Here is a 21,702-nt window from a genome sequence, read left to right as displayed (position 1 = left end):
CATGTCGCCCACCTGCGGAGCGCGCCTGCCCCGCCTGGCCGTGCTCGCATCCGGGCGCGGCAGCAATCTGCAGGCCCTGCTCGACGCGATCGCCGACGGCCACCTCGATGCGGAGATCGTCGGCGTGTTTTCCGACCGCCCCGAGGCCGCCGCGCTGGCGCGCGTTGCCGGGCCGCTGCGCTGGAGCGCCCGGCCACGGGACTTCGCCGACCGCACCGCCTACGAGGCCAGCCTGGGCGATGCCGTCGCGGCCGCGCGACCGGACTGGGTGATCTGCGCCGGCTACATGCGCATCCTCGGCGAGGCCTTCATCGCCCGCTTCGCCGGCCGCCTGCTCAACGTGCATCCCTCGCTGCTGCCGCGGCATCGCGGCCTGCACACCCACGCGCGCGCCCTCGAGGCCGGCGACGCCGAACACGGCGCCAGCCTGCACTTCGTGGTGCCGGAACTGGACGCCGGCGCGGTCATCGCCCAGGTGCGCCTGCCGGTGACCGCCGATGACACCGCCGACACCCTGGCCACGCGCCTGCTGCCGCGCGAACACGCGCTGATGGTGGCGGTGGTGCGGCTGGCGGTGGCCGGCCGCCTGGCTGAACGCGACGGTCAGGTCTGGGTGGACACTCAGTGCATGTTTAGCCCGCTGCAACTAGATTGCGCCGGAGAACTGCGAACGGCATCACGCGCCTGACACCGACGTCTGGGCATGTTGGTCCGCCTTCCTCCCACGCGACCGCCCACTCCGATGCGCCGACCGACCACGACGATCGCCCTGCTGTGCCTGCTGTGCGTCGCCGCTGCCCCGGCACTGGCGCAGACACCCGTGCCGCCGACCGAGGCCGAGGCCGCGACGGGGTCGGCCCGGGTCGCGCCGGCACTGACGCCGTTCGTCGCGACCTATGACGCCTATTACAAGGGCCGTCAGGCGGGCGACGCCACCATGCAGGTCGTCCGCGATGGCGAGCGCTGGCGGGTGGACCTGTCCATCCGCGGCGACCGCGGCCTGGCCGGCCTGACCCGGCTCAACATCCACCAGAGCACGGTTTTCGACGAGCACGACGGCCTGTTCCGCCCGCTGAGCCAGAGCACGGTGCGCAAGGCGATCCTGATGGGGCGCCAGGTCACCGGCAGCTACGACTGGGACCGGATGCAGGCGCACTGGGACGGCGACCTGAAGAAGAACCGCCGCCAGCCGATCCCGCTGCAGGCCGGCGACATGAGCGCGCTGCTGATCAACCTCGCGGTGATCCGCGACGCACGCCCCGGACGGTCGCTGCAGTATCGTTTCGTCGATGGTGGACGCGTCCGCGACCATGCCTACCAGGTCGCGGAAACGCCCGAAACCATCGCCGTCGGCGACATGAGCTACGCCGCACTCAAGGTCGCCCGCATCGAGGATGATGGCGACGAAACCATCCTCTGGGTCGCCGATGGCGTCCCCACCCCGGTCCGGATCCTGCAACGCAAGGACGGCCAGGACGAGATCGATCTCCGTCTTGTGGAGTACCAAGGAGCATGAGCATGACCACGCGCCCCGCCCTTCGTTTCGCTTTCGCCGTCGCGCTGACGGCCGGCGCCGCCCTGCCCGCCGCCGCACTGGAACCGTTCAACGCCCAGTACCAGGCCAGCTACATGGGCATGCAGGCCAATGCCAACATGACCCTGGCGCGCGAGGGCAATGCGCACTGGAAGTACAGCCTGCAGATCCGCAACCAGGTGGCGGACCTGCGCCAGAACACCGTGTTCGAGGAACACGAGGGCCAGCTGCGCCCGCTCAGCAGCAACGACCAGTCGGTGATGCTGATCCGCCGCAAGTCGGTGACCGCCAACTACGACTGGAAGACCGCGCAGGCCAGCTGGAGCGGCGACGTCAAGGACGACCGGCGCGGCCCGATCAAGCTGCAGGCCGGCGACATGGACGCACTGCTGATGAACCTGGCCGTCACCCGCGACGCGCAGGCGGGCCGGCCGATGGCCTACCGCCTGGTCGACGAGGGCCGCGCGCGCCCGATGCGTTACGAGGTGGCCGGTAAGGAGCAGATCACCGTGGCCGGCCAGCAGAAGCAGGCGACCAAGGTGGTGCGCCGCGACGACAAGAAGGAAACCATCGCCTGGGTGGTCGCGGGCATGCCGGTGCCGGCGCGCATCCTGCAGCGCGAGAACGGCCAGGACACGATCGACCTGACCCTCAAATCGTTGAACTGACGGCATCGCACCGTTGCAACGCGAACGGGCCGCTGCGAAGCGGCCCGTGTCGTTTCAGGTGCATCGGTCGCCCGACGCCTGATGCCGCTCCGGGCCACGCGCATCGCCCCGCCGCCCGCCTTACTCGGCAGCGCCGGCCCCGTCGTCGAACACGGTCTGGCAGTCGACCCGGATCGATTCGCCGCTGCGGTACCAGGCGAAGGTGGTGCACTCGCGCTGGCCGCTGCGCTCGCGGGCCGCGGTGACGGCATAGAACGCCTGCAGGATCTCGGTCCGCGAGACCGTGCCGTCGGCGTTCCAGTCCATGTCCTTCGTCTCGACGCCCCGGGTGATCGCCATGCCCTGCCAGCTGGCCCAGCCCAGCGCCAGCAATGCCAGCGCCAGGGCGGCCAGCAGGATCTTCCGCCTCGGTGTCAGCCTGCCGCGCAGCAGCATCAGCCGGCGATCCGGCGGATGCGGGCGCCGAGCGCGCCCAGCTTCTCTTCGATGTTCTCGTAGCCGCGGTCCAGGTGGTAGATGCGGTCGATGGTGGTATCGCCGTCCGCGACCAGGCCGGCCAGGATCAGCGAGGCCGACGCGCGCAGGTCGGTCGCCATTACCGGCGCGCCGCTCAGGCGCTGCGCGCCGCGCACGATCGCGGTGTGCCCGTCGACCTGGATGTCCGCGCCCAGGCGCAGCAGCTCGTTGACGTGCATGAAGCGGTTTTCGAAGATCGTTTCGCTGATCACGCCCACGCCGTCGGCCACGCAGTTGAGCGCCATGAACTGCGCCTGCATGTCGGTCGGAAATGCCGGGTACGGCGCGGTGGTCAGGCTCACCGCCTTCGGCCGGCGCCCCTGCATGTCCAGGGTGATGGTGTCGGCGGTGGTCTCGATGACCGCGCCAGCTTCCTTGAGCTTGTCCAGCACCGCTTCCAGCGTGTCGGGACGGGCGTTGCGGGCCACGATGCGGCCGCCGGTCATCGCCGCGGCCACCAGGAAGGTGCCGGTCTCGATCCGGTCCGGCACCACCGCGTGACGCCCGCCGCCCAGCCGCTCGACGCCGTGGATGACGATGCGTGAGGTCCCGGCGCCCTCGATTTTCGCGCCCAGCGCATTGAGGCACTCGGCCAGGTCGATGACTTCCGGCTCCATCGCCGCGTTTTCCAGCACCGTGGTGCCTTCGGCCAGCACCGCCGCCGCCATCACGTTCTCGGTGCCGGTCACGGTGACCATGTCGAACACGAAGCGCGCGCCCTTCAGACGTGCAGCGCGCGCCTTGATGTAGCCGTTCTCGACGGTGATGTGCGCACCCAGCGCCTGCAGCCCCTTGATATGCTGGTCGACCGGCCGCGACCCGATCGCGCAGCCGCCGGGCAGCGAGACCACCGCCGCGCCGTGGCGGGCGACCAGCGGGCCCAGCACCAGGATCGAGGCGCGCATGGTCTTGACCAGCTCGTACGGGGCGACGAAGCGGTCCACCGTGGTCGGGTCGATAGTGATGCTGCGGCCCCTGGCCAGCGTGTCCTCGTCGATGCTGACACCGGCGCCGATCTCGCCCAGCAGCTTCACCGTGGTGACCACGTCGTGCAGGTGCGGCACGTTGGTGATCTCCACCGGCGCATCGGCCAGCAGGGTCGCGCACAGGATGGGCAGGACGGCGTTCTTGGCGCCGGAAATGGCGACTTCGCCCTGGAGCGGCGCACCGCCGCTGACAACGATCTTCTGCATCGGGATTCCGGTCGGGGGCTCGGGGACGGGCGCTCAGCGCGCCTCGTCGGGGGTCACGGTCTTCAGCGCCAGCGCGTGGATCGCGCCGCCCATCAGGTCGCCGAGGGTGGCGTAGACCATGCGGTGGCGGGCCAGCGGCAGCTTGCCGCGGAAGGCCTCGCAGACCACCGTGGCCTCGAAATGCACGCCGTCCTCGCCCTGCACCTGCGCCTGCGCGCCGGGGAGTCCGTCTTCGATCAAGCGGCGGATGGTGTCGGCGTCCATGGGTACTTGGCCTAGAATGAAGCCCCATAGTCTAGCGAATCCGGGCATCCGGAGCCGAACCGCATGTCCCTTCCCGACGCCCCCGTTCCCGCCGCTGCCGGCCTGGTCGCCAGCGGCCGCCGCGTTCTCGAGATCGAAGCGCAGGCGCTGACCGCCGTCGGCGAGCGCATCGGCGACGCCTTCGCCCAGGCCTGCCAGCGCATCCTCGCCTGCCGCGGCCGGGTCGTGGCCACCGGCATGGGCAAGTCCGGCCACATCGGCCGCAAGATCGCCGCCACCCTGGCCTCCACCGGCACCCCGGCCTTCTTCGTCCATCCCGGCGAGGCGGGCCACGGCGACCTGGGCATGATCACCGACACCGACGTGGTGCTGGCGATCTCCTACTCCGGCGAATCGGACGAGATCCTGATGCTGCTGCCGGCCCTGCGCCGCCAGGGCAACACGGTGATCGCGATGACCGGCCGCGCCCAGTCCACCCTGGCCCGCGAGGCCGATGTGCACCTGGACGTCGCCGTCCCGGCCGAGGCCTGCCCGCTGCACCTGGCGCCGACCTCCAGCACCACCGCGACGCTGGCGCTGGGCGACGCGCTGGCCGTGGCCCTGCTCGAGGCGCGCGGCTTCACCGCCGACGATTTCGCCCGCTCGCACCCGGCCGGCAGCCTGGGCCGCCGCCTGCTGCTGCACATCACCGACGTGATGCATGCCGGCGAGGCGATGCCCAAGGTGAGCGAAACGGCCAGCGTCGCCGAGGCCCTGGTCGAGATGAGTCGCAAACGCCTGGGCATGACCGCCATCGTCGATGCCGACGACCACCTGCTCGGCATCTTCACCGACGGCGATCTGCGCCGCGCACTGGACCAGGGCATCGACGTGCGCCAGGCGCGCATCGCCGAGCTGATGACCCGTGGTCCGCGCACCATCCATACCGGGCAGATGGCCACCGAGGCCGCGCACCTGATGGAGCGGCACAAGATCAACGGCCTGATCGTCGTCGATCCCGAGGGGCGCGCCGTAGGCGCGCTCAATGTTCACGACCTGTTGCGCGCACGCGTGGTTTAACCGCAGTCCCATGCCCTACGATCCCCTCGCCCTCGTCGACGCCGACATCCGCGCCCGCGCCGCACGCATCCGCCTGCTGTGCCTGGACGTGGACGGCACCCTCACCGACGGCCGCCTGTACTTCGACAGCGAAGGCAACGAACTCAAGTCCTTCAGCGTGCTCGACGGCCAGGGCCTGACCCTGCTGCGCCGCTTCGGCTTCGAGGTCGTGCTGATCACCGCCCGGATGAGCCTGGTCGCGCAGAAGCGCGGCACCGACCTGGGCCTGGAAACCCACATCGGCATCAAGGACAAGCTGGCGTGCATGGACGCGCTGTGCGCCCGCCACGGCATCGACCGCAGCCAGACGGCCTTCGTCGGCGATGACATCCCCGACCTGGAGTGCCTGCGCGAGGTCGGCCTGGCGGTCGCTCCGGCCAATGCCCACCCGTGGATCGCCGAGATCGTGCACTGGCGGACCACCGCCCGCGCCGGCGAAGGCGCGGTGCGCGAGGTCTGCGACGTGCTGCTGGCCGCGCACGGCCATGTCGACACCATCCTGCGCGGCCACGCCGGGCGCGACGGAAGCCGCGCATGAGCTGGCGTGGATGGCTCGGCATCGCCCTGCTGCTGGCCGCCGTGTTCAGCGGCTGGTCGGCGTGGAAGATGCGCGACCGCAGCCCGCAGGAAACCGCCTCCGAGCAGCGCTCCGATTACGTGCTGCGCGATTTCGAGCTGGTGGTACTGGCCAAGGACGGCAGCGAGTCGGTCCGCCTGCGCGCGCCCGAGCTACAGCGCAGCCGCAGCGACGAGAGCCTGGACATCGTCACCCCCGTGTTCCTGATGCCGGACCCGGAAACGCCCTGGCAGGTCACCGCCGACCGTGGCTGGGTCAGCGGCGACGGCGAGCTGGCGCGACTGGAAGGCAACGTCGCCGGCGACAGCCAGGCCGGCCCGCCGACCACCTTCCGCACCGGCCGCCTGGAACTGCTGCCCGGCCAGGACCTGGCCCGCACCGACGACCGCGTGACCTTCACCCGCCCCGGTATCATGCAGACCGGCGTCGGCTTCGAGGCCAATCTCAAGACCCAGCAGTACAAGCTCCTCTCGCAGGTCAGGACCCGCTATGAACCCACGCGCCGTTAATCCCCGCATCGCCCGCGCGGCCACCCTGCTCGTCCTGGCTGCGCTGCTGCCGGCGACCGCCGTGGCCAAGTCGTCGGACCGCAACCAGCCGATGAACGTGGAGTCGGACAGTTCCGACTGCAACCAGCTGACCAACGCCAACTCGCGCTGCATTCTCAGCGGGAACGTCGTGATCACCCAGGGCACGCTGGACATCCGTGCTGCACGCGCCGAGATCGTGCAGCGCAACGGTGAGACCGAGCAGGTGATCCTGACCGGCAAGCAGGCCACGATGAAGCAGGAAATGGACGATGGCAGCACCATGAATGCCAAATCCGACCGTATCGTGTACGAGCCTGGCAAGGAAACCTTGACCCTGACCGGCAACTATACCGTCGAGTCACCGCGCGGCAGCAACAGTGGCCAGCGCATGGTCTACAACATGGCCAGCGGCCAGATGCAGAGCGGCGGCGACGGTACCCGCGTGCGCACCGTGCTGCAGCCGAAGAAGCCGGCAGGAGGCAGCTGATGCTGGTCGCCGAAGGCCTGCGCAAGCGCTACAAGCAGCGCGAGGTGGTGAAGGAGTTCGGGCTGTCGCTCGATGCCGGCGAAGTCGTCGGCCTGCTCGGCCCCAACGGCGCCGGCAAGACCACCTGCTTCTACATGATCGTCGGCCTGGTCGGCGCCGATGCCGGTCGCATCGTGCTCGACGGCCGCGACATCACCGGCGAGCCGATGTACACCCGCGCGCGCCTGGGCGTGGGCTACCTGCCACAGGAGCCGTCGGTGTTCCGCAAGCTCAGCGTGGCCGACAACATCCGCCTGGTGCTGGAGCTGCGCGAGGACCTCAAGGGCGAGGATGCGATCGAAGCCGAACTGTCGGCCCTGCTCGACGAGCTGCAGATCGGCCACGTCGCCGACCAGCTCGGTGCAAGCCTGTCCGGTGGCGAGCGCCGCCGCTGCGAGATCGCCCGGGCGCTGGCGGCCAAGCCGCGCCTGATGCTGCTGGACGAGCCCTTCGCCGGCGTCGACCCGATTTCGGTCGGGGAGATCCAGCGCATCGTCACCCACCTGAAGAACCGCGGCATCGGCGTGCTGATCACCGACCACAACGTGCGCGAGACCTTGGGAATCTGCGACCGGGCGTATATCCTCAACGAGGGCAGCGTGCTGGCGCAGGGGGCGCCGGACGCCCTGCTGGCCGATCCGGACGTGCGCCGGGTCTATCTGGGGGACACCTTCCGTCTCTGATTCCGCGGCCGGCGGCCCCGCTCCTCCACGTTTGGCTCGGGCATGAAGGCAAGGCTGCAGACATCGCTGGGACAGCATCTGGTCATGACGCCGCAGCTGCGTCAGGCGATCCGCTTGCTGCAGATGTCCACGCTCGAACTGCAGGCCGAGGTCGCCGAGGCGATCGAGAGCAACCCGCTGCTGGAATGGACCGACGAGGCGCAGCCGGAAGCACCGGCGCAGACCGACGGGACCGAGAAGGCCGCCGAGGCGTCCGACAGCGACGCCCGTGAAGGCGAGGCCGGCGACGATTGGGCGCCGGACGAATCGGCCGCCTGGGAAAGCACCGGCAGCGGCCACCGCGACGACGACGGCGAGGACGCCGCCGAGCGGCTGGCCGAACCGGAGAACCTCGCCGACCACCTGCTGTGGCAGCTGCACCTCTCGCCGCTGTCGCCGCGCGACCGCCGCATCGGCGCGGCGCTGATCGATGCGCTGGACGAGGACGGGTACCTGCGCGAACCGTTGTCGGCCATCGCCGAGACGCTGCTGCCGGAGACCGCAGTCGGCGAGGACGAGATCCAGACCGTGCTGCACCAGCTGCAGCGCTTCGATCCGCCCGGCATCGCCGCACGCAGCCTGGGCGAATGCCTGCGCCTGCAGCTCGATCCCCTGCCCGACTGCACCCCCGGCCGCGCGGTCGCGCTGCGGATCGTCGACGGTCCGCTCGAACGGCTGCCGCGGAGCGGCATCCAGGGCATCGCGCAGGAACTGCGCTGCACGCCGGACGAGGTCGAGCAGGCCGTGCAGCTGGTCCGTTCGCTGGATCCGCGCCCGGGCAAGCGCCTGGGCGAGCTGGACCACGACAGCTACGTGATTCCCGACTGCGTGATCTGGCGCCAGCGCGGCGTCTGGAAGGTCGCCCTGTCCGGCCAGGCCATGCCGCGGGTGTCGATCCATCGCGGCTACGAGCAGATGATCCGGCGCTGCGGCGAACACGACGCCGGTTACCTGCGCGGGCACCTGCAGGAGGCGCGCTGGCTGCTCAAGAGCCTGGAAGCCCGCGGCGAGACCCTGCTCAAGGTGATGCGCTGCGTGCTGCGCCAGCAGGCGGCGTTTCTCGAGTTCGGCGAACAGGCATTGCGGCCGCTGACCCTGCGCGAGATCGCGGGCGAGATCGGCGTGCATGAATCGACCGTGTCGCGTGCGATCGCCCGCAAATACGTGCGCACTCCGCGCGGCACCCTGGCGCTGAAGGCGTTCTTCGCCTCGGGCATCGATACCGATGGCGGAGGCGAGGCGTCCAGCACCGCGATCCAGTCGATGATCCGGCGCCTGATCGACGACGAGAATCCACGCAAGCCGCTTTCTGACGCCAAGCTGGCCGACCTGCTCAAACAGTCGGGCATTCCTGTGGCGCGCCGGACCGTTGCGAAGTATCGTGAGGCCATGAACATCTCGGCTTCGCACGAACGGGTCCGCATCGGCTGAGGTCCGGCCCCGCATCGGACGGAGCCGCTTACCGCGGCAACGACCAGGAGGTTCATGATGCGCATCGAAACGTATGGCCAGCAGCTCGAGGTCACTCCGGCCCTGCGAGAGTACGTCGAGAGCAAGCTGCAACGCCTCGACCGCCATTTCGACCAGTCCATCGAGGTCCGCGTGCAGCTCGGGTTGCGCAAGCCCGATCACCACGCCGAGGCCAACATCAATGTTCCCGGCAGGACCCTGCACGCCGACGCGAACGCCGAGAACATGTACGCGGCGATCGACCTGCTGACCGACAAGCTCGACCGCCTGGTGCTCAAGCACAAGGAAAAGCAGCACAACCACCAGCCGCGCGCGGTGCCCGACCTCACCTGAGCACCGCCCGTCCCGGTGCCGCACCGCGGCGCCGGGACCCGTGCAGCATCCCACGTCATCACCGATGCCGGACCGGCCAGCAGGCCGGCCCGGCATGCCGCATGCGTGACCGCCGGCACTGGCGCATCGCCTGCCGGTTTGGGCGACAATGCCACGTCATTCGCCAGACAGGGGCCTGGGCCGCATGAGGAATGCCAGCATCACCGCGCGTGAACTGTTCGACCAGCAGCAGGAGAAGCTGAGCCTGCGCTGGGTGGCCGGACAGAAGGGCGAGTCGCGCGAGATCGAATCCGGGCAGACCAATGCGCGCCGGCCGTCGCTGGCCGGCTATCTCAACGCGGTCTACCCGAACAAGGTCCAGATCCTCGGCAGCGAGGAGCTGGCCTGGCTGGATTCGCTCGACTCGCGCCTGCGCTGGGAGACGATCGAGAAGATCATCCAGTTCCGCCCGCTGGCGATGGTGATCAGCAAGAACCAGTCGCTGCCGGAGGACCTGCGCGCCGCCGCCGACGAAAGCAACACGCCGCTGTGGATCTCGCCCAAGCGCGGCCATGAGCTGCTCAACCACCTGTCCTACCATCTGGCGCGCACGCTGGCGCCGCGGGTCACGTTGCACGGCGTGTTCATGGAGATCTACTCGATCGGCGTGCTGATCACAGGTGAGGCCGGCTCGGGCAAGAGCGAGCTGGCGCTGGAACTGCTCAGCCGCGGCCATCGCCTGGTCGCCGACGATGCGCCGGAGTTCACCCAGATCGCCCCCGACGTGCTCGACGGCACCTGCCCGGAACTGCTGCAGGACCTGCTGGAGGTGCGCGGACTGGGCGTGCTCAACGTGCGCGAGATGTTCGGCGACACCGCGGTCAAGAAGAACAAGTACCTGCGCCTGATCGTGCACCTGACCAAGCCGATGACCGAGCCCAATCCGCACGGTTACGAGCGGTTGACCGGCGACTCGGGCACCCGCCACGTGCTGGACCTGGACGTGCCGCTGATCACCCTGCCGGTCATGCCCGGCCGCAACCTGGCCGTGCTGAGCGAGGCCGCGACGCGCCTGCACATCCTGCGCACCAAGGGCATCGACCCGGCGGCGATGTTCATCGCCCGCCACAGCAACCTGCTCGAGCGACGCGGCGGATGAGTACCGTGCAGCCGACTCTGGTGATCATCAGCGGCCTGTCCGGCTCGGGCAAATCGGTCGCGCTGAAGACCTTCGAGGACCTGGACTACTACTGCGTCGACAACATGCCGATCGAGCTGCTGCCGACCTTCGTGCGCAGCCTTGTGCGCGACGACGGCCTGCCCGAGCGGATGGCGGTGGGCATCGACGTGCGCAGCCGCCACAGCGACCTCAGCCAGCTGGCCGCCTGGCGCGAAGCGGCGGTACCGCTGGGCGTGGATGCCAAGCTGCTGTTCTTCGAAGCGACCGACGAAGTCCTGCTGCGCCGCTTTGCCGACACCCGCCGCCGGCACCCGCTGAGCCGGCTGGGCCTGTCGCTGCCCGAGGCGCTGGCGCGCGAACGCGAGATCACCCGGCCGCTGCGCGAGGAGGCCGATGCGGTCATCGACAGCAGCCAGCTCAACGTGCACCAGCTGCGCCGGCACGTGATCACCGAGTTCGCGCTCAGCCACGGCACCGGCCTGTCGCTGCTGTTCGAATCGTTCGCCTACCGGCGCGGCGTGCCGGCCGATGCCGACTTCGTGTTCGATGCGCGGGTCCTGCCCAACCCGCACTGGGAGCCCGACCTGCGCCCGCTGACCGGGCGCGATGCGCGGGTGCGGGACTACCTGGACGCCCAGCCCGACGTTTCCACCTACGTCGACCAGGTGGCCGGCTTCCTCGACACCTGGCTGCCGCGGCTGCGCACCGATACCCGGGCGTACGTGACCGTCGCGTTCGGCTGCACCGGCGGCAAGCACCGCTCGGTGTACCTGGCCGAACGGCTGGCCGCGCATGCCCGTTCGCAGGGCTGGGACGAGGTCGCCACCTACCACCGCGAACAGGACTGAGCGGCCGCCGCCGCGGGTGCTCCTCCAGGGCCACACTGTCCCGGAAATCGGCGCTGACGAAAGCCATGGCGCTCTGTTAACTTTCCCGGATGGCCTGTGGCATTCTCCTCATCACCCACCCCGGCATCGGCGCCTCGGTCCTGGCGGTCGCGACCGCGCTGCTGCGCAACCTGCCGCTGCGCGCGGAAGCGTTCGAAGTCCCGTTCGACGCCGATCTCGACCAGTTGCTGCCCGCCGCCTCGGCGGCGCTGCGGCGCGTCGACGGAGGCGATGGCGTGCTGGTGCTGACCGACCTGTATGGCGCCAGTCCCAGCAACCTCGCCGCCCGGGTCGCTCACCTCGGCACGCCGGTCCGCCGCGTCGCGGCGCTGAGCCTGCCGATGCTGCTGCGGGTGATGAACTATCCGGAACAGGGACTGGACGAACTGCCCGCCACCGCGGCGGCGGGCGCGCGCAATGGAGCGATCATCGACGATGCTTGAACGTGAACTCACCGTGTCCAACCGCCTGGGCCTGCATGCCCGGGCCACCGCCAAGCTGGTCCAGGAGCTGGCGCCGTTCCGCTGCGCGGTGACGCTGGCCGCCAAGGGCCGCGAGGTCAACGCCAAGAGCATCATGGGCGTGATGCTGCTGGCCGCCGGGCCCGGCACGCCGATCACGGTGCGTACCGACGGCGAGGACGAGGCCATCGCGATGGAGGCCGTGGTGTCCCTGTTCGAACGACGCTTCGACGAGGAAGCCTGAGCATGCGCCCGGTCGCCGGCCCCTGCCCCACCGGTCGATCGGCACGACGATGAGGCGCAGTTTCGCCGCTCACGGGGCATCGCGCGGAATCGCGCTGGGACGCGCACGCGTGCGCGCGCCGCATGCCCTGGACATCGGCGAACAACATGTCGAGGCGGGCGCGGTCGACGCCGAGGCCGCGCGCCTGGCCCGGGCCATCGCATCGGCCCGCGAGGAAATGCGCAGCCTGCGCGAACGCCTGCAGGGCGCGCTGGCAGGCGACGCGGTCGAATTCATCGACCTGCATGCCCTGCTGCTGGACGACCCCGAACTGGTCCGTGCGCTGGACGAGCTGATCCGCCGCGACCGCTGCTCGGCACCGTATGCGCTGCGGGTGCAGCGCGACCGGCTGGCCGCGGTGTTCGAGCGGATGGACGACCCCTATCTGCGCAGCCGGCTGGACGACCTGGACCAGATCATCGGCCGGATCAACGCGCACCTGCATGCACGGCCGTCCGAGCCGCGCGGCACCGCCGGCGAGATCCTGGTCTGCGACATGGTGTCGCCGGCCGAACTGGCCCAGCTGCAGTCCCAGGGGCTGGTCGCCGTGGTCAGCAGCGCCGGCAGCGCGCTCTCGCACAGCGCGATCCTGGCGCGCAGCCTGCACCTGCCGCTGGTGGTCGGCGCGGTCGGCGTGCTGCAGAAGATCAACGACGGCGACGTGCTGATCGTCGATGGCGAGACCGGCGACGTGGTCGTCGATCCGGGGCCGGACGATCTGGCCGCCTATCGCGCACGCGAACGGCAGGAGGCGCGCGAGCGGCGCGGGCTGGAGCGGCTGCGCAGCAAGCCGACCAGGACCCGCGATGGCGTGGACATCGCGCTGTACGCCAATGCCGAATCGCGCGAGGACATGAGCCGTGCCCACCAGCTGGGCGTGGCCGGCATCGGCCTGTACCGCACCGAGTTCCTGTTCCTGCAGCGCGACAGCCTGCCCGACGAGGAAGAGCAGTTCATCGCCTACCGCGATGCGGTGCTGTGCATGAGCGGACGGCCGGTCACCTTCCGCACCCTGGACCTGGGCGCCGACAAGGCCGACCGCGCCGGGCTGGCGCTGGCCAACGAGGACAACCCGGCGCTGGGCGTGCGTGGCCTGCGGCTGTCGCTGCTGCACGATGCGGTGTTCGACACCCAGCTGCGGGCCATCGTGCGTGCGGCGGCCTATGGCCCAGTGCGCGTGCTGGTGCCGATGGTCAGCTGCCGCGAGGAACTGGTGATCGTGCGCCGGCGCCTGCGCATGGCGGTGCTGGCGCTGCGAAAGCATGGACTGACGGCCGAGGCGCCGCCGCTGGGCGCCATGATCGAGGTCCCGGCCGCGGCGATCGGCGTGCACGGGCTGATCGATGCCGCGGAGTTCCTCGCCATCGGCACCAACGATCTGGTGCAGTACCTGCTGGCGGTCGATCGCAACAACGAGGCGCTGGGCGACCTCTACTCGCCACTGCATCCGGGCGTCCTGCGCCTGCTCGCGCACGTGATCCGCGCCGGTGAAGAGCACGGGGTGCCCGTCAGCATCTGCGGCGAGATCGCCGCCGATCCACGGCTGGCACCGCTGCTGCTGGCCCTGGGCCTGCGGGAGTTCAGCCTGCATCCCACCACCCTGCTGGAACTGCGTCGCACGATCCGCAGCTGCGACCTGGCCCAGTTGCGGTCCGGCGCGGAGGCACTGCTGCGCGCCCGCGACCGCACCGGCATCGAGCGCTGGCTGTCCAAGGTCACCTGACCGGCAGCAGCGCCATGCGTCGGCGGGGCGTGCACCTTGCCCTTGGCATGACGACACCGCCTTGCACCGGACATGCCCCCGCCCGCGCGTCGGCGCCATGAGCTTTCCAGGACGCGCGCTCTATCCATTGCCAGGCGCCGGGCGGATAATGCGCGGATGACCACCTGATCCGCCGCGGCTGTCGTCGCGGCCCCGCCCGTCCCAACCGGAGCCGCGCATGGCCGAAGCCGTCCGCCACGACAAGACCGCGCGTCAGCTGCGCATGCTGTCCGATGCACTGGACAGCGGACGCCTCGGTCCGGTGCGACGGCTGGTCAACACGCTGTCCCCCGCCGAGATCGGCAACCTGCTCGAGTCGCTGCCGCCGGGCAAGCGCGAGGTGGTGTGGGGTCTGGTCGATGCCGAGGACGACGGCGAGGTGCTGCTGCACGTCGGCGACGAGGTGCGCGAGAGCCTGATCGCGGACATGGACCCGGACGAGCTGGTCGCCGCGGTCGAAGACCTGGACATCGACGACCTGGCCGATCTGGTCGAGGACCTGCCGGACACGGTCATCGACGAGGTCCTCAAGTCGATGGACCGCGAGAACCGCGAGCGCCTGGAACAGGTGCTGTCCTATCCCGAGGACAGCGCCGGCCGCCTGATGAATCCGGACGTGGTCACCGTGCGCGCCGACGTCAACGTCGACGTGGTGCTGCGCTACCTGCGCCTGCGCGGGGAACTGCCCGAGCACACCGACCACCTGTACGTGGTCAGCCGCCGCCACCAGTATCTGGGCCGGGTGCCGCTGGCCGCGCTGGTCACCCATGAAGACACCACCCCGATCAACCGGCTGATCGACGACGAGCAGCCGGCGATCGACGTCGGCGAAGGCGCGCAGGAAGTGGCGCGGCAGTTCTCCGATCACGACTGGATCTCCGCGCCGGTGGTGGACGACAACAACATCCTGCTCGGCCGCATCACCATCGACGACGTGGTCGACATCATCCGCGAGCAGGCCGAGCACCAGGCGCTGGGCGCCGCCGGCCTGGACGAGGACGAGGACCTGTTCTCGCCGATCAGGCGTGCCGTGCGCGGCCGCGTTGTCTGGCTGGGCATCAACCTGTTCACCGCGTTCATGGCCGCCGGCGTGATCGGCCAGTTCGAGGCCACGCTGGAGAAGGTGGTCGCGCTGGCGGTGCTGATGCCGATCGTCGCCGGCATCGGCGGCAACGCCGCGGTGCAGGTGCTGACCCTGATGGTGCGCGGCCTCGCGCTGGGCCAGGTTGGCGCCAGCAATGCGCGGATCCTGCTGTGGAAGGAACTGCGCGTGGCGATGATCAACGGCGTGCTGATCGGCGGCATCGTCGGCCTGATCGCGCTGGTCTGGTTCCGCAGCTTCTCGCTGTCGCTGGTCATCGCGATGGCGCTGGTGATCAACTTCTGCGCGGCCGCGGCGGCCGGCGTGCTGCTGCCGCTGCTGCTCAAACGGATGAACGTCGATCCGGCGGTGGCCGGCACCGTGGTCGTCACCGCGGTGACCGACGTGATGGGGTTCTTCTGCTTCCTCGGCCTGGCCACGCTGATCCTGCTGCACTGACATCGTGACGCGCCACGGAACGCACTCCAGGCAGCAGTCCGGCGAGATCGTCGACTGGAACGATGCGCGCGGCTTCGGCTTCATCGTCGCCGCGGGCAATGCCGCGCGGCTGTTCTTCCATGTCCGCGACTGGCGCGGAAGCGCGCGGCCGCTGGCCGGCCAGGCGGTGCGTTTCGTTGCCGCCACGCAGCGCGACGGGCGCGCCTGCGCGCATGAAGTGCAGCCGCGCGACGCGCGCCGTCGCCCCTCGGGGCCACGCAGGAGCGCTGCACGGCAGCAGCGCGGGTCCGGGCCCTCGCGGCGCGGGCGCGGCGGTGCCGGATGGCTGTGGACCGGCATGGTCGTGGCGGCTTACGGCACCCTGCTTGGCATCGCGATCGAGCGCGGTCGGCTGCCGGTGGAGATCCTGTTCCTGTCGCTGCTGCTGAGCGGTGTCGCCTGGATCGCATATGCGCTGGACAAGCGCGCGGCGCAGCACGGCCACCGACGCATCCCCGAAGCGCACCTGCACCTGCTGGAACTGGCAGGCGGGTGGCCCGGCGCCCTGCTCGCGCAGCGCGCGCTGCGTCACAAGAACCGCAAATCCGGCTACCAGGCGGTGTTCTGGTGCGTGGTCGCGGTGCACACGGCTGCCTTGGCATTCTGGGGATTCCACGCATGAACGGAGTTCCGACATGGCCCTGCCCCGCTCCTGGCCGCTGCCCCGCGGCCTGCATGTCATGGCACTGCTCGCCTGCCTGTTGGGCGCCGGCATGATGAAGGCCCACGCAGCGGACGCCGCACCCGGCGACGGATTCGTCCATCGCGAACTGGTGCATGCCGGGCAGCGCCATCGCTACCAGGTGTTCGTGCCGCAACGACACGGCGAAGGCCCGCTGCCGATCGTGCTGTTCCTGCACGGCTCGGGCGAACGCGGCGACGATGGCGACCTGCAGACCCGCTCCGGGCTCGGCCCCTGGCTGCGGCGGCACGCCGCCGACTTCCCGGCGATCGTCGTGTTTCCGCAGTCGCCGCAGGGCGCCTCATGGGAAGGCCAGACCGCCGGCCTGGCACTGGCCACGCTGGCCGCGGCCAGCGCCGAGTTCGGCGGCGACCGCAGCCGCACCTATCTGACCGGCATGTCGCGCGGCGGCTACGGCGCGATCGAGCTCGCCCTGCGCCATCCGCGCCGGTTCGCCGCCGTGGTGCCGATCTGTGGCGGCGTCACCCCGCCGGGAACGCGGCCCGACCTGGACACGCTGCTGGTCGCAGCGGCCAGCCTGCACGGGAACGACCCGTTCGCCGAGGCCGCGGCAAGCCTGGCCGGGATTCCGGTCTGGCTGTTCCATGGCGAGGACGATCCGGTCGTGCCGGTGGCGCAGTCGCGTCGCCTGTACGCGGCGCTCCGGGAACGCGGAGCCGACGTGCGCTACACCGAACTGCCGGGCACCGGCCACAATGCCTGGGACCCGGCCTATGCCGATCCGGCGCTGTGGGACTGGCTGTTCGCCCGGCACCTGCCCTGACCACCGCGCTCCCGGGAAAGATTCCATGCTCACCTCCATCGCCGGCGTCGCCGTCCTACCCTGGCATCGCGCCAGCTGCCACTGCGGGGCGGTCGTGCTGGAACTGCACCTGCCCGATGGCATCGTCGACCCGCGCCGCTGCGACTGCTCGATGTGCCGGCGGCGCGGCACCATCGTCGCCTCGGTGCCGCTGGACGGCATCCGCATCGTCGAAGGCCAGGCGCAGCTGACGCTCTACCAGTTCAACACGCGGACCGCGAAGCACTACTTCTGCTCGCGCTGCGGCATCCATACCCATCACCAGCGCCGGTCCAATCCGCACCAGTACGGCTACAACGTCGCCTGCCTGGACGGCATCGATCCGTTCGCGATCGCCGGCGTACCGACCAACGACGGCGTCAACCACCCCGCGGACCGCGTCCCTTGAACCGCTCCATCCACGCATCACCACAGGCCCCGCCATGCCCCAGCTGATCGACGACTACTTCCATAGCGGATGGCGCGAGCGCCGGCTCACCTGCGACGCCTGCGAATGGCAGGGCGACAGCCGGGCGATGACGCTGGAGCCGCATCGCGACCAGAGCGAATACGCCTGCCCGCAGTGCGAGGACATCCTGCTGGTGGTGCTGCACCCGGATCTGGCACGCGTGCAGGCCGCCGCAGCGGCGGGCAACCCCGAGGCGCAGGAGCAGCTGGCCGTGCTGGACGCGTTCATGCGCGAACGGAGCTGAGGAAATCAGAGGCGGCTGCCGGGGTGCCGCTGCGCGCTGCTCCGTTGCTGGCGCTGATGGACGCCGCGGTGCTCCGACCCCGCTTGGCCGTCGCTGTACTCCCACATCGACGCCACCCGTGCACGATGGACGCCTCACCTCAGGGCATCGTCGCCCGGTAGATGAGGACCGCCAGCGCGACCAGCACGGCCCAGAACAGCAGACCTGCCAGCGTCGCCGCGGTATCGCCGGGCTCCGAGCGCGGACGCAGGATGCGCAGCATGGTCCGGCCCGCCCCCTTGACCAGCAACTCCAGCACCAGCTCCGCCAGCAGCCGGCCGATGAAACGGAACACGCCACCCAGCGCATCCCCGGCGAGATCTCCCAACGGCATCGCGTGTCACCTGCTCCGGTCCATGCGTCACGCGCCGGATGGTAATCGACTGCGCGACTGCGGCACGCGGCCATCCCTCGCACCGTGCTAGCGGCGATCCCGCACGGGCACGCCGATACCGCCAGCATGCGCGCCAGCGGTGGACCATCGGTCCACGTATCGCATCATGCGCGTCATGTGCCGGAGGCAATCGACCGGCGGACATCCCTTGCGCTCCGTTGAACGCCCGACCGACCACGCCCCGTACGCTGGCGCAGCGCCGCGGCCGGCGGCGGCAACCGGCTCAGGCGGCCGGCAGGTCGGCTACCGGTGGCCGATCATCCCGCGGGCCAATCTCGCCGAAGTACCAGCGCTCGCCGGCGAGCCGCCAGTCGCTGTCCGGATCGGCATAGTCCAGCCCGAGGCCCAGTTCGCCCAGGCCGTCGGGCAGCTGCAGCCCCCATTCCTGCGACAGCCGGCGTCCTTCGATCCGCCAGGAGCGTCCGTGCCGGTCCTCCGACGCGGAGGTATGCGAGCGGAAATAGTCCTCCGAGCGGTACAGGCACAGCTCGCTGGTGAACAGGTCCGGCAGGCACACCACGCAGGTCACGCGGCAGTCCACGTCCGACGCGCCGCGGGCGGCGATGAACGCCGCGCACGCATCGATCAGGCTCTGCGCGCAGGCGCGGCGGATGGCATCGGTGGTCCAGCGGCTCTCGACGAGGTTGAGGTCGACCGGCAGCTTCCAGTTCCAGTAGCGCGGCGCCGCACGCAACTCCTCGTCGTCCGGATACCCGGCCGCCACTTCCAGCGGCCAGCGCTGGAGCGCACGCAGGCGGCGTGCGACACCGCGCAGCCTGCGCTGCGGCGCGATCAGGCGGCGTGCCATGGACGCGTCCCGCCAAGCGCTGCATGTGGTGCCGACATCAGGCGTGAACCCAGATCCTGGTCACCGCGCTGCCCAGCAGCTCGGCGATGCGCTGCTGGTGAGCAGGCTCCAGATCGTGGATGCGGGGGTTGGTCGCCTCGATCCCGAAGCGGGCGAACCCGGCCGGCCAGACGTAGTGCAGGCGGTTGAGCGAGACCTGCATGCCGCAGCAGGCGGTCACCGCCGACAGGTCGGTGAAGCCGGTCGCGTAGGCCGCATCCATGGCTTCGGCCCACCACGGTTCGATGTCGATCCGGCAGTGCGGGCACTCGACCCCGGACCAGTTTCCCGCGGGGCTGAAGAACTCCACGCGGTCGGTGAAGAACGCGGCCACGTCCTCGGCCTCGGGCACCTGTCCGGCCAGGAACGCACGCGCCTGCTCGGCGGCCTCGGCACCTGGAACGAAGTCGGGGTCCGCGGGAATCAGCAGCAGACGGTGGTTGGACACGACGCGATCTCCCTGATCCTGGACGGTACCGGCCGGGCGATGCGCCGCCAGGCCGTTCGCCGCGCGCCGTTCCGGCGCCGGCAAGGTCCTCAGCCCAGCAGCATCTCCAGCACGGCCATGCGCACCGCCACGCCGTTGGCGACCTGGCGCAGCACCCAGGACTGCGGGCCGTCGGCGACCTCGTCGGTGATCTCCACGCCGCGGTTGATCGGGCCAGGATGCAGCACGGCCGCATCGGCACCGGCACGCAGCAGGCGCTGCGCGGTCAGCCCGTACTCGGCGTGGTACTGCTCCAGCGAGGGCACCAGGCCTTCTTCCATCCGCTCGCGCTGCAGGCGCAGCATCATCACCGCGTCGACGCCGTCGAGCATCGCGTCGAAATCGTCGCCGACCGTGCAGCCGTCCAGGGTGCCATCGTCGGGCAGCAGCGACTGCGGGCCGCAGACACGGATCTCGCCGGCACCGAGCGTACGCAGCGCCTGCAGGTCCGATCGCGCCACGCGCGAATGCTTGACGTCGCCGACCATCAGCACCTTGAGCTTCGAGAAATCGCTGCCCTTGGCCTGGCGCAGTGTCAGCATGTCGAGCAGACCCTGGGTCGGATGCGCACTGCGGCCGTCGCCGGCATTGATCAGCGCCGTGCCCTCGCCGGCCACGTCGGCCAGGCGCTTGACCGCGCCATCGTCAGGATGGCGGATCACGAAGCCACGCACGCCCATCGCCTCGAGGTTCTTCAGCGTGTCGCGCGCGGTCTCGCCCTTGCGCGTGGACGAGGTCGAGGCGTCGAAGTTCAGCACGTCGGCGCCGAGGCGCTGCGCGGCCAGGTGGAACGAGCTGCGGGTGCGGGTGGACGGTTCGAAGAACAGCGTGCACACCGCGGTGCCGGCCAGCACGCTGCGCTTGCCGACCCGGCCCACCGCCGCATCGCGGATCTGGCCCGCGCGGTCGAGCAACTGCAGCAGCGTGGTGCGTGGCAGGCCGTCCAGGGTCAGCAGGTGGCGCAGGCGTCCATCGGAATCGAGTTGGTGTGACGTCATGGTGGTCGGTCGCTAGTAGGAGCCGGCGTGCCGGCGACACAGGGCATGGAAAGGCGGGACGAAACGGAACGGACGGACTGGCCTGGCACCCGGATGCGGCGCTACAGCGCGTGGGCGTCCTCCGGGGCGGCCAGCCAGCGGTCGATGATGACGGCGGCGGCGACGGCATCCAGGGCCTCGGCATCGCGTCGCCGGCGGGTGCCGGCCGCACGCTCACGGGCGAAGCGCTGGGCGGCCTCGACCGAGCTGGAGCGTTCGTCGACCAGTACCACCGGCAGGCGGTAGCGCTCGCGCAGGGTCTGGGCGAAGGCACGGGCCCGCTTGCGCGCGGGCTGGTCGCCACCGTCCAGCGTCATCGGATCGCCGACCACGAAACCGCCCGGGCGCCACTCGCGCTGCAGCCGGTCCACCGCGGCCCAGTCCGGGCCGTTGGCATGCACGTCGACCACGGCCAGCGCGCGGGCGCCACCGAGCGGGCTGCCGAGCGCCACGCCGATCCGGCGTGCGCCGACATCGAAACCGAGCACGATGCCATCGGCAGGCGGACGCGGTGGCGTGGCGGACTCAGGCATGTCCGCTGTAATCGGTCATGCGGAACAGGTCCACGCCGATCCGGCCGGCCGCCGTCTGCCAGCGCCGCTCCAGCGGCAGTTCGAACAGCAGTTCGGTATCCGGCGGCGCGGTCAACCAGGTGTTCTCGCCCAGCTCGTGCTCCAGCTGGCCTTCGCCCCAGCCCGCACAGCCCAGCGCCACCACCGCGTGCGCCGGTCCATCGCCGGCGGCCATCGCCTCGAGGATGTCGCGCGAGGTGGTCAGGTACAGGCCCTGCGCCACCGCCAGCGTCGAATCCCACTCGCGCTCGCCGTCATGCAGCACGAAGCCACGCTCGGGATGCACCGGGCCACCATGCAGCACGACCTGCGCGCACAGCACCTGGTCCGCGCTTTCGATGCCCATCTGCGAGAACACCTGTCCCAGCGTGTATTCGGACGGACGGTTGACCACCACGCCCATCGCCCCCTGCGCGTCGTGCTGGCAGATCAGGGCGACGGTGCGCGAGAAATTGGGATCGGCCAGCGCCGGCAGCGCGATCAGCAGCTGGTTGGCCAGGTTGTCCTCGACGAGCGTCATGCCGCCATTCTATCGCCGCGACGGCATTGCGCGCTGACATGACTTGC

General features: G+C 70.3%; 29 protein-coding genes. 20 read left to right on the top strand and 9 right to left on the bottom strand.

Annotation, left to right across the window (positions count from 1 at the left end; translation table 11 throughout):
• The first annotated feature begins 1 nt into the window (after position 1).
• The 3 genes from purN to IB242_RS03870 are packed head-to-tail and all read left to right on the top strand — an operon-like array spanning position 2 to position 2,202.
• Positions 2 to 688, top strand: coding sequence for a phosphoribosylglycinamide formyltransferase (purN, locus tag IB242_RS03880; RefSeq protein ID WP_192276035.1), 687 nt, complete (start codon positions 2 to 4; stop codon positions 686 to 688).
• Positions 689 to 742: 54 nt separating this feature from the next.
• Positions 743 to 1,516: a DUF3108 domain-containing protein gene (locus IB242_RS03875; RefSeq protein ID WP_192276033.1), complete on the top strand. Its 774-nt coding sequence runs from the start codon at positions 743 to 745 to the stop codon at positions 1,514 to 1,516.
• Positions 1,517 to 1,518: 2 nt separating this feature from the next.
• Entirely contained in the window at positions 1,519 to 2,202 is a 684-nt protein-coding gene (locus IB242_RS03870; RefSeq protein ID WP_192276031.1) for a DUF3108 domain-containing protein, read from the top strand.
• A 120-nt stretch (positions 2,203 to 2,322) separates the two neighbouring features.
• Here the strand turns inward: IB242_RS03870 and IB242_RS03865 are convergent, their stop codons facing one another.
• The 3 genes from IB242_RS03865 to IB242_RS03855 are packed head-to-tail and all read right to left on the bottom strand — an operon-like array spanning position 2,323 to position 4,175.
• Positions 2,323 to 2,637 carry a hypothetical protein gene (locus IB242_RS03865; RefSeq protein WP_192276029.1) on the bottom strand — a complete coding sequence of 105 codons (315 nt, stop codon included), beginning with the start codon at positions 2,635 to 2,637 and terminating at the stop codon, positions 2,323 to 2,325.
• On the bottom strand, positions 2,637 to 3,911 hold the full coding sequence (gene murA, locus IB242_RS03860) for a UDP-N-acetylglucosamine 1-carboxyvinyltransferase (protein ID WP_192276027.1): 1,275 nt from the start codon (positions 3,909 to 3,911) through the stop codon (positions 2,637 to 2,639). The genes IB242_RS03865 and murA overlap by 1 nt, the downstream gene beginning before the upstream one ends.
• Before the next feature lie 33 nt (positions 3,912 to 3,944).
• On the bottom strand, positions 3,945 to 4,175 hold the full coding sequence (locus tag IB242_RS03855) for a BolA family protein (RefSeq protein ID WP_192276024.1): 231 nt from the start codon (positions 4,173 to 4,175) through the stop codon (positions 3,945 to 3,947).
• A gap of 63 nt (positions 4,176 to 4,238) precedes the next feature.
• On the opposite strand from IB242_RS03855, the gene IB242_RS03850 reads away from it, so the two are divergent.
• The 17 genes from IB242_RS03850 to IB242_RS03770 all read left to right on the top strand — a co-directional run bounded on the left by IB242_RS03850 (position 4,239) and on the right by IB242_RS03770 (position 17,759).
• Entirely contained in the window at positions 4,239 to 5,234 is a 996-nt protein-coding gene (locus tag IB242_RS03850; protein WP_192276022.1) for a KpsF/GutQ family sugar-phosphate isomerase, read from the top strand.
• A gap of 10 nt (positions 5,235 to 5,244) precedes the next feature.
• A complete protein-coding gene (locus tag IB242_RS03845; protein WP_192276020.1) occupies positions 5,245 to 5,811 on the top strand; it encodes an HAD hydrolase family protein in 567 nt (188 codons plus the stop codon).
• Entirely contained in the window at positions 5,808 to 6,359 is a 552-nt protein-coding gene (lptC, locus tag IB242_RS03840) for an LPS export ABC transporter periplasmic protein LptC (protein WP_192276018.1), read from the top strand. The genes IB242_RS03845 and lptC overlap by 4 nt, the downstream gene beginning before the upstream one ends.
• On the top strand, positions 6,340 to 6,867 hold the full coding sequence (gene lptA / locus IB242_RS03835; protein ID WP_192276016.1) for a lipopolysaccharide transport periplasmic protein LptA: 528 nt from the start codon (positions 6,340 to 6,342) through the stop codon (positions 6,865 to 6,867). Before lptC ends, lptA begins: the two co-directional genes overlap by 20 nt.
• Complete coding sequence (gene lptB / locus IB242_RS03830; RefSeq protein WP_192276014.1) at positions 6,867 to 7,589, top strand: LPS export ABC transporter ATP-binding protein; 723 nt, start codon at positions 6,867 to 6,869, stop codon at positions 7,587 to 7,589. The genes lptA and lptB overlap by 1 nt, the downstream gene beginning before the upstream one ends.
• Positions 7,590 to 7,631: 42 nt before the next feature.
• Complete coding sequence (locus IB242_RS03825; RefSeq protein ID WP_192276012.1) at positions 7,632 to 9,059, top strand: RNA polymerase factor sigma-54; 1,428 nt, start codon at positions 7,632 to 7,634, stop codon at positions 9,057 to 9,059.
• A 57-nt stretch (positions 9,060 to 9,116) separates the two neighbouring features.
• Positions 9,117 to 9,431, top strand: coding sequence for a ribosome-associated translation inhibitor RaiA (gene raiA / locus IB242_RS03820; RefSeq protein WP_192276010.1), 315 nt, complete (start codon positions 9,117 to 9,119; stop codon positions 9,429 to 9,431).
• 184 nt (positions 9,432 to 9,615) lie between these two features.
• Positions 9,616 to 10,569, top strand: coding sequence for an HPr(Ser) kinase/phosphatase (gene hprK, locus IB242_RS03815; RefSeq protein WP_192276008.1), 954 nt, complete (start codon positions 9,616 to 9,618; stop codon positions 10,567 to 10,569).
• On the top strand, positions 10,566 to 11,438 hold the full coding sequence (gene rapZ, locus IB242_RS03810; protein WP_192276006.1) for an RNase adapter RapZ: 873 nt from the start codon (positions 10,566 to 10,568) through the stop codon (positions 11,436 to 11,438). Before hprK ends, rapZ begins: the two co-directional genes overlap by 4 nt.
• An 89-nt stretch (positions 11,439 to 11,527) precedes the next feature.
• Positions 11,528 to 11,920 (top strand): PTS fructose IIA subunit family protein, encoded by a 393-nt coding sequence (locus IB242_RS03805; RefSeq protein WP_192276004.1) that lies wholly within the window; start codon positions 11,528 to 11,530, stop codon positions 11,918 to 11,920.
• Positions 11,913 to 12,182, top strand: coding sequence for an HPr family phosphocarrier protein (locus tag IB242_RS03800; protein WP_192276002.1), 270 nt, complete (start codon positions 11,913 to 11,915; stop codon positions 12,180 to 12,182). The genes IB242_RS03805 and IB242_RS03800 overlap by 8 nt, the downstream gene beginning before the upstream one ends.
• 49 nt (positions 12,183 to 12,231) lie before the next feature.
• Positions 12,232 to 13,944: a phosphoenolpyruvate--protein phosphotransferase gene (gene ptsP / locus IB242_RS03795; protein WP_192276000.1), complete on the top strand. Its 1,713-nt coding sequence runs from the start codon at positions 12,232 to 12,234 to the stop codon at positions 13,942 to 13,944.
• A gap of 217 nt (positions 13,945 to 14,161) precedes the next feature.
• Positions 14,162 to 15,523, top strand: a complete 1,362-nt coding sequence (mgtE, locus tag IB242_RS03790; protein WP_192275998.1) for a magnesium transporter — start codon at positions 14,162 to 14,164, stop codon at positions 15,521 to 15,523.
• Between the two features lie 4 nt (positions 15,524 to 15,527).
• Positions 15,528 to 16,184, top strand: a complete 657-nt coding sequence (locus IB242_RS20810) for a cold shock and DUF1294 domain-containing protein (protein ID WP_192275996.1) — start codon at positions 15,528 to 15,530, stop codon at positions 16,182 to 16,184.
• 13 nt (positions 16,185 to 16,197) lie between these two features.
• Complete coding sequence (locus IB242_RS03780; protein WP_225540004.1) at positions 16,198 to 17,028, top strand: prolyl oligopeptidase family serine peptidase; 831 nt, start codon at positions 16,198 to 16,200, stop codon at positions 17,026 to 17,028.
• Positions 17,029 to 17,053: 25 nt separating this feature from the next.
• Positions 17,054 to 17,455, top strand: coding sequence for a GFA family protein (locus IB242_RS03775; protein WP_192275994.1), 402 nt, complete (start codon positions 17,054 to 17,056; stop codon positions 17,453 to 17,455).
• Positions 17,456 to 17,489: 34 nt separating this feature from the next.
• Positions 17,490 to 17,759, top strand: a complete 270-nt coding sequence (locus IB242_RS03770) for a hypothetical protein (RefSeq protein WP_192275992.1) — start codon at positions 17,490 to 17,492, stop codon at positions 17,757 to 17,759.
• Positions 17,760 to 17,898: 139 nt separating this feature from the next.
• Here the strand turns inward: IB242_RS03770 and IB242_RS03765 are convergent, their stop codons facing one another.
• The 6 genes from IB242_RS03765 to IB242_RS03740 form a co-directional block, all read right to left on the bottom strand.
• A complete protein-coding gene (locus tag IB242_RS03765; protein WP_192275990.1) occupies positions 17,899 to 18,132 on the bottom strand; it encodes a hypothetical protein in 234 nt (77 codons plus the stop codon).
• Between the two features lie 283 nt (positions 18,133 to 18,415).
• Complete coding sequence (locus IB242_RS03760) at positions 18,416 to 19,000, bottom strand: DUF3916 domain-containing protein (protein ID WP_192275989.1); 585 nt, start codon at positions 18,998 to 19,000, stop codon at positions 18,416 to 18,418.
• 37 nt (positions 19,001 to 19,037) lie between these two features.
• Positions 19,038 to 19,487, bottom strand: a complete 450-nt coding sequence (locus IB242_RS03755; protein WP_225540002.1) for a hypothetical protein — start codon at positions 19,485 to 19,487, stop codon at positions 19,038 to 19,040.
• Positions 19,488 to 19,576: 89 nt separating this feature from the next.
• Complete coding sequence (locus tag IB242_RS03750; RefSeq protein ID WP_192275988.1) at positions 19,577 to 20,524, bottom strand: aspartate carbamoyltransferase catalytic subunit; 948 nt, start codon at positions 20,522 to 20,524, stop codon at positions 19,577 to 19,579.
• A 101-nt stretch (positions 20,525 to 20,625) separates the two neighbouring features.
• Positions 20,626 to 21,096 (bottom strand): Holliday junction resolvase RuvX, encoded by a 471-nt coding sequence (gene ruvX, locus IB242_RS03745; RefSeq protein ID WP_192275987.1) that lies wholly within the window; start codon positions 21,094 to 21,096, stop codon positions 20,626 to 20,628.
• Positions 21,089 to 21,655: a YqgE/AlgH family protein gene (locus IB242_RS03740; protein WP_192275986.1), complete on the bottom strand. Its 567-nt coding sequence runs from the start codon at positions 21,653 to 21,655 to the stop codon at positions 21,089 to 21,091. Before IB242_RS03740 ends, ruvX begins: the two co-directional genes overlap by 8 nt.
• Positions 21,656 to 21,702: the final 47 nt, after the last annotated feature.

Origin of the sequence: Xanthomonas sp. XNM01 (assembly GCF_014851915.1) — a bacterium.
GTDB lineage: Bacteria > Pseudomonadota > Gammaproteobacteria > Xanthomonadales > Xanthomonadaceae > Pseudoxanthomonas.
The sequence above is the reverse complement of the archived record's forward strand: the minus strand, read 5'-3'. Positions and strand labels throughout refer to the sequence as shown.